Here is a 6,991-nt window from a genome sequence, read left to right as displayed (position 1 = left end):
CTCGACTTGCATGTGTTAGGCACGCCGCCAGCGTTCGTCCTGAGCCAGGATCAAACTCTCAATAAAAAGTTTAATCTTTTGCTCAAATTACCTTGAGTCTAAATTTAGACTTAAAAGAATTGCTGGTTTATTTTACTTAACTTATATTCTGTTCAATTTTCAAAGATCATTTTCTTAGCCGCTTCAAGCGACTCCTTTATATTATCACCTTGATTTTTCGTTGTCAACACATTTTTTTCTTTTGTTTAACGCCGCTCTCAAGGACATTGACTATTCTATCACAGCTTAAATTTTATGATTTTATTTATATAGCATTTATGATAAAATATATCTAAAATACTTAATTATTTAGCAAATTTCTTTATTTTACATATATTGATACGCTAGGATATGTTTAAGATTATTATATATGATTTTATATATATTTTCCCTCTAATTTATGTTTTTTTATTTAAATCTAGTAATTAAATTTTATTCATTATATAATATATTTTGTAATTATTTTTTGCATCTATAGCTCAGTTGGATAGAGTGCTGGACTTCGAATCCAGGCGTCGGGGGTTCGAGCCCCTCTAGGTGCACCAAAATGGCTCTTGCCGATGAAAAATTACTTATTCTTATTTAAAGTAAAGATTAAAATCAAAGAAAAAGTGCCTATCATTCAAAGATTAGCACTTTTTCTTTATTAATTATCTTAATTTCATCCAATATCTCTCAAACAAAATAAACATTCTGAGAAAGCGACTATCACAAATCATAGATTGGCCTATCTGCTATGGAATGCATCTATAATTTACTTTGTAATTTATAAAAACCTCTTTCTACTTCTTCTATTTCTATAGTCTCTATCTCTCCTAAAGTCTCTAAATCTTGGTCTATAGCCATCCCCCTTTAAAAAATAAAGCTTTTCTTTACAGATCCTACACCTTTCACTTGGATGGTCCCATGATAATTTTTTTCCACAATCAATACATACTCTTTCATGGTTTAGTAGACTTGTTAAAAGTAGATCATTTATCTTATTTGCTGTATATTCTTTTTCTCTAGCTATATATTCATTGTCTACTATTAACTTGAAGTTTTTTGAGAAGGAGTAGTTAAGCTCTAGTGATTTATAGTAGCATTCCAGCTCATCTAGCTCTTTTTTTGCATTTACTATTTCATTAAGCTTTGGTCTTCTTAAATTGACTACACCCTTGCTGTACATAATGCAATACTCTTCCCATAGAGCCAATACCCTCTTGTTATTTTCTTCAAAAGGAATTGTTGCCATCTTTAAAAGGTCCTCTTTTGAAGCCTTAACCTTGAGCGCCTTTAATCTATTTAAAAGGAATATTATTGTGGTGACATCTGGCTTTTTATAATACCCCTTAATAGGTGCTAGGCTCCACGTTTTTAATGCATCTATAATTTCAATATCTAGCTCTAAAAGGGAATCTGGAATTTCTATATAGCATTTTTCTATTTTGTTTGTCTTTGCTGTTAATGCTGATTTTATTAAGTTTCCATCAGATGTTGAAGCAACATATCCCTTTTCATAAATTCCTTTACGCCCTGCTCTTCCTGCTATTTGTTTTATTTCTGAAACCATTAGCTTTCTTTGAGAAACCCCATCAAACTTTCTTGTTTCTAAAAATACAATACGCTTTATAGGTAGGTTTACACCCATTCCTATGGCATCTGTGCATACTATAACCTCTGTTTCGCCATCTAAAAATCTTTCAAATTGCTTTTTTCTTGTAGAGTATGGAAGGGATCCATAAATAATACTTGTTTTTATATTGTTATTTAAAAGCTCTGCTGAAACTGCAAGTGCCTTCTTTTTGCCAAAAACAACTAAGGCATCACCCTTTTTAATATCAGTTTTAAGATTAAACTTTTTATCTTCAAATATTAGATCTGTATCTCTTTTGTGATTTATTATTTCATAAGTATCATTACAGTCCTTTATAAGCTTTATTATAATATCCTTTGCTTCAGGAGCCATACAAATATGTATTTCAGGTGCTAAAACACCTATTATAGCTCTTGTCCACGCCCATCCTCTTTGCTTATCTCCAATCATTTGAGCCTCATCAATAACACAAATATCATAAGGTGTGCCAAGCTGAAGCTTTTCTATTGTAGATGAAACATGGGATGCATGATTTTTTATATCTTCCTCTTCCCCTGTAAGCAATGAACAGCGTATATTTTGAGAGTTAAGTTTATCTTGTATTTCTAAGGCTAGAAGTCTAAGTGGTGCTAAATACACCCCTGTTTCAGCCTCCATAAGACGTTCAATACTTGAGTAGGTTTTTCCTGTATTTGTATCTCCAATATGAAGATAAAAATGCCTCTTCATAGCTCTAGCTTCTTTATACTCATCTATTGGGTTGTCTAAAATTATTTCCTCTAACTCATCCCTAACCTTATTTTTTACATATATATTTTCCGATGTCCAAAGTAATCCCTTTATGCAAATCCATGGAATACACTCCTCCTGAAGCTCAATATCATAAAGCTTTGGAGCCTTTGGATTTTTAAGTTGATATTCTTTATATATTATATTTTCAATTATAGCTACTTTTTCAATTAGCTTATTTACTAAATGTCCCTTGTCCTTAAGTTCTTTACTAAAGCCTTTTAAACTAACACTTTTATAGTATCCAAAAATAATTTCCCTAGCATCATTTAAAAATAGATTCATATGGTCCTTTGTTTTGTAGACTTTCATATTAATAAGGTTATTTATATACTTTTCAAAGGAATTAACCACCTTAACCTTTAGCCTATTTACTCCTTTAGAAGACTCTGTAGCCTCCTTAGAATTTTCTACCATAATAGCTATTAAATCTTTCTCTTCCTGACTATTATCACTCTCTACACTCTCTAGTAAATACTGATTTTTAACCCCTAATAGCTTGCACCCCTCATCATAAACATCTAATAAAAGCTTATTTTCAAGGGACGCTACCTTTGAAGATACATCACTTGCCCACCTTATTTTATAGGCATTTCCTATCTCTGTCTTAATTTGCTCCTCTAGCTTAATTTTTTTACTTTCATCTAACTCATCTAAATCTATATCACAATAAACTTTTCCATCCCTTGACCTTTTGTACCATCTAACACTATTAAAAAGATAATCTCTATTGTATTTCTTCTTAAAATCCTTATAGAGATCTCCCTTTCTCTTTTCCATTGACTTTTCCACTTTTTCATATAAAACAGTGGCAATATCCTTTGGGACATATTTATATAAAACCTTAGAATCTTCTGTAATTTTTGCAGGGATGTACTTTGATCTTCCCTTAACATTCCCTTTAAGTTCACTTTCATCTAACTCCTTTATATAAGTTCCATCAAATGATAATTCATATAAAAAATCCTTTGTATATATGTAATCATAAATATTAAAGGGTCCATTATCCATTAATATAACCCTTGATTCCGCATTTTCTTTATCAAAATTTGAATCATCAATTTTAACCTTATGCATTGTATTTATATAACTGTATATTTCTTTTATCATTTCAATGATAAATTCATTATCTATGTACCTATTTATTTCATTTTTCGTCTCTTTTCTTAATGTACATTTTATTGAGCTCATATTATCACGCTCCTATATTTTCATTGTTGTGATTATCTAATAGTCTTATATTTATATTATTTCCTTTACTCTTCCTACAATGCCACTTTCAAGCATTACCTTTATACCATGATGGTGCTTCTCTGAATTAGTTAGTATTCTTTTTACTACTCCTTCAGTTAATTTACCAGTAGGTTGATCCTGCTTTTGCACTACTAATACCTTTGCTCCAATTTTAATGTTACTTCTAGTTGTACCTGTCATTTTTTCTCCTATCTACTTTACTTATCCTTATAATTATATCCTAAATATTCACTTTCTTAAACTAAAACTCTAGACGAAGAGTTTGAAGGTTCTATCTCTATAAAATGAATTCTAAGCCCATAAATGAAAAAATCTCTTTAGCAAAACTTTACTAAAGAGATTTGAAATCACTTCATCTTTAACTATTCCTATAGGAAGAACTTCTCCTTTTATCGGCTAACTATAACTTCTTTATTTATTAACTCTAAACCTTCTTCTTCTTTTTATTTAAATTTTATAAATATCTTAAAATTAAAGCTGATATAGGTTCAACCTTAATTATATTGCTATTAACTTCATAAATCCCTTTATCATTTATATTGTTAACATCTAAAATAACGCTAAATTTATTATGATTTAAATTTAATTCTACACTATTTCTATTCCCATTAAAAATAACTACTATTTTCCCAAGTGAATCACTAATATTTTCTCCATGAGCTATATAAGCAACAATATTTTTAGTATTATCTTCGAAATCAAGAAAATTAATATTATCATTAATTTCTTTAGCTGTACTTAATCTAAAAATTTTATGCTCCTTTCTTAACCTTATTAATCCTTTATAATAATTAAATACATCAATATATTTTTCTTTTCTAGTCCAATCAAACTTATTTACATAATCAGATGATTTATAACTATTTTCTATTAACTTCCCATTTAAATCTTTTTTTGTTCTAAGTATTTCATCTCCTGAATGAATAAAAGGTATCCCTTGAGATGTTAGTATTATTGCAGCAGCTAGTTTATTCATCCTTACTCTTTCTTCTTTTGTAGCCGATGGTTTAACTAAAGCCAGCTTGTCCCAAAGAGTATAATTATCATGAGCAGAAGTATATGTTATTACTTGATAAGGTTCATTTGCCCAAGGTATTTTAGAGTAACTAAGCTTATCAAAACTAATATCCTTGTGGTTTGTTGATGCTACTATTCCAAATTTAAGAGTTTCTTCATAGCCCTCAGCTCCATTAACAAAAGCACCTTCTTCTTCTTCAAAGACACTTCCTTTTATAGCATCCCTTATATCATCACTAAATACCCCCACTTGTAAATCCTCAAATATATATATATTCTCTTTTAAAGATAAATCTTCATTATTTATTGGAGATGTGCTTGCTTTCCAGCCTTCTCCGTATATTAATATATTTTCATCAAATTCTTTTCTAACACTTTTAATTGTTTCAATATCATGTAATCCCATTAAATCAAATCTAAAACCATCAATTTTATATTCATTTACCCAATGTTTAAGTGAATCTAATATATACTTTCTTACCATAACTCTTTCAGATGCTATTTCATTACCACAACCTGAACCATTTGAAAAACTTCCATCTTTATTTACTCTATAATAATAATTAGGTAATATTTTATTGAAATTAGACTCTTCAGTATCAGCTGTATGATTAAAAACTACATCCATAACAACTTTAAAGCCATTTTCATGTAAATTCATTATAAGTTCCTTAAATTCTTTTATTCTAACCTCACCAAAGTATGGATTTGTTGAATATGAACCTTCTGGTACATTATAATTTAAAGGATCATATCCCCAATTATATTCTTCTTCATTAAATCTTCTTTCATCTACAGTCTTATAATCAAAACAAGGAAGTAGTTGAATAACATTTACCCCTAATTCTTTTAAATGATTTAATCCAGTTTTTATTTTATTAACTTCAACTGATGTATCATAATAAAATCCTTTAAATTTTCCCTTTATATTATCAGGCACTCCAGAATTACTATCTATTGTAAAATCTCTTATATGAGTTTCATAAATAATAGAGTCTATTGCTTTATTAAACTTAGGAATACTATGATTATTCCAGCCATATGGATTAGTTTTTTCTAAATTAATTACCATTCCTCTCTTACCATTAACTCCAACAGCTTTAGCATATGGGTCTACTACTTCAACTTCTACATTATCTCTTTTTATAATATAGTTATAAAATTCTCCATCTAAATCTTCCTTAATCTCAACTTCCCAAACTCCGCTATTTTTATAATTCATATTTATAATTTCTCTTTTAGAAGAATTATAATTATATCCATCCTTACCGTAAAAAATAACCTTAACTGAATCTACTAATGGTGCCCAAATTTTAAAGCAAGTTTTATCTTTGCTATAAATAGATCCTAACTCTCCAGTATATTCATATAATTTATCAAAATCTTCTATTTCATATTTATTGAATAACCTAATCATAATCTCTTCCCCCTAAATTTATACTTTGCTCGTAATTAACTCTATTTTTCATACGAAGCTTTACCCTATCTACATAAATTATATTATAAAAAAATGCTCCTTTTTCTTTTATTGAGCATATTTGTTTTTAATACAAATTATCTAATATTTTTTTGTTATTATATAAAAAATTACTAGGTCAACCTCATACAATGTTTATCTCTTTGCAAACTGAAGGAAGGAAAGTATAAATAGTTAATAATAAGGAATAACTTTTTATACTTTCATATAAATAAAAAAAGCCTACAAAAACTTGTAAGCTTTATTTGGAGCGGGTGATGAGAATCGAACTCACGTAACTTGCTTGGAAGGCAAGGGCTCTACCATTGAGCTACACCCGCATATTATGGAGCGAAAGACGGGACTCGAACCCGCAACATTCACCTTGGCAAGGTGACGCTCTACCATTGAGCCACTTCCGCTTATTTTTTCAACTTTAATATATATGGTGCAGATGAAGGGAGTCGAACCCCCACGCCAATGGCGCTAGATCCTAAGTCTAGTGCGTCTGCCAATTCCGCCACATCTGCATATATATTGGTGGCTTACCCGGGAATCGAACCCGGTACACCTTGATTAAAAGTCAAGTGCTCTACCGATTGAGCTAGTAAACCAAAATGGCTGGGATAGCAGGATTCGAACCTACGAATACCGCAGTCAAAGTGCGGTGCCTTACCGCTTGGCGATATCCCAGTATTTAATGGGGTGAACGATGGGACTCGAACCCACGACAACCAGTGCCACAAACTGGCGCTCTACCAACTGAACTACGTTCACCATTAATGGTGCGTGTTAAGAGATTCGAACTCCTGGCCCACGCCTTAGAAGGGCGTTGCTCTATCCAGCTGAGCTAAACACGC

At 30.6% G+C, this 6,991-nt stretch carries 3 protein-coding genes, 8 tRNA genes and 1 rRNA gene; 1 reads left to right on the top strand and 11 read right to left on the bottom strand.

The window, feature by feature from the left end:
• Positions 1 to 66: ribosomal RNA gene (locus H9660_RS15385) — 16S ribosomal RNA — on the bottom strand; the annotation flags it as partial.
• A 441-nt stretch (positions 67 to 507) separates the two neighbouring features.
• On the opposite strand from H9660_RS15385, the gene H9660_RS15380 reads away from it, so the two are divergent.
• Positions 508 to 584 (top strand) — tRNA-Arg (locus H9660_RS15380).
• Between the two features lie 221 nt (positions 585 to 805).
• Here H9660_RS15380 and H9660_RS15375 read toward each other — a convergent pair.
• From H9660_RS15375 to H9660_RS15330, 10 genes are all read right to left on the bottom strand, one after another.
• Entirely contained in the window at positions 806 to 3,595 is a 2,790-nt protein-coding gene (locus H9660_RS15375; RefSeq protein ID WP_191751258.1) for a helicase-related protein, read from the bottom strand.
• Between the two features lie 51 nt (positions 3,596 to 3,646).
• Positions 3,647 to 3,838: a YwbE family protein gene (locus H9660_RS15370; protein ID WP_191751257.1), complete on the bottom strand. Its 192-nt coding sequence runs from the start codon at positions 3,836 to 3,838 to the stop codon at positions 3,647 to 3,649.
• Between the two features lie 274 nt (positions 3,839 to 4,112).
• Positions 4,113 to 6,092, bottom strand: coding sequence for a type I pullulanase (gene pulA, locus H9660_RS15365; protein ID WP_191751256.1), 1,980 nt, complete (start codon positions 6,090 to 6,092; stop codon positions 4,113 to 4,115).
• 306 nt (positions 6,093 to 6,398) lie between these two features.
• A tRNA-Gly gene (locus tag H9660_RS15360) sits at positions 6,399 to 6,472 on the bottom strand.
• Positions 6,473 to 6,478: 6 nt separating this feature from the next.
• Positions 6,479 to 6,553 (bottom strand) — tRNA-Gly (locus H9660_RS15355).
• A 24-nt stretch (positions 6,554 to 6,577) separates the two neighbouring features.
• Positions 6,578 to 6,661 (bottom strand) — tRNA-Leu (locus H9660_RS15350).
• An 8-nt stretch (positions 6,662 to 6,669) separates the two neighbouring features.
• Positions 6,670 to 6,745: transfer RNA gene (locus tag H9660_RS15345), tRNA-Lys, on the bottom strand.
• A gap of 4 nt (positions 6,746 to 6,749) precedes the next feature.
• Positions 6,750 to 6,824: transfer RNA gene (locus H9660_RS15340), tRNA-Gln, on the bottom strand.
• An 8-nt stretch (positions 6,825 to 6,832) separates the two neighbouring features.
• Positions 6,833 to 6,908: transfer RNA gene (locus H9660_RS15335), tRNA-His, on the bottom strand.
• A 6-nt stretch (positions 6,909 to 6,914) separates the two neighbouring features.
• A tRNA-Arg gene (locus tag H9660_RS15330) sits at positions 6,915 to 6,991 on the bottom strand.

It is taken from the genome of Clostridium gallinarum (assembly GCF_014836325.1).
In the GTDB taxonomy this organism is placed as follows: domain Bacteria; phylum Bacillota; class Clostridia; order Clostridiales; family Clostridiaceae; genus Clostridium; species Clostridium gallinarum.
Note: the sequence above shows the minus strand (reverse complement) of the source record. Positions and strands in the feature narration are given on the sequence as shown.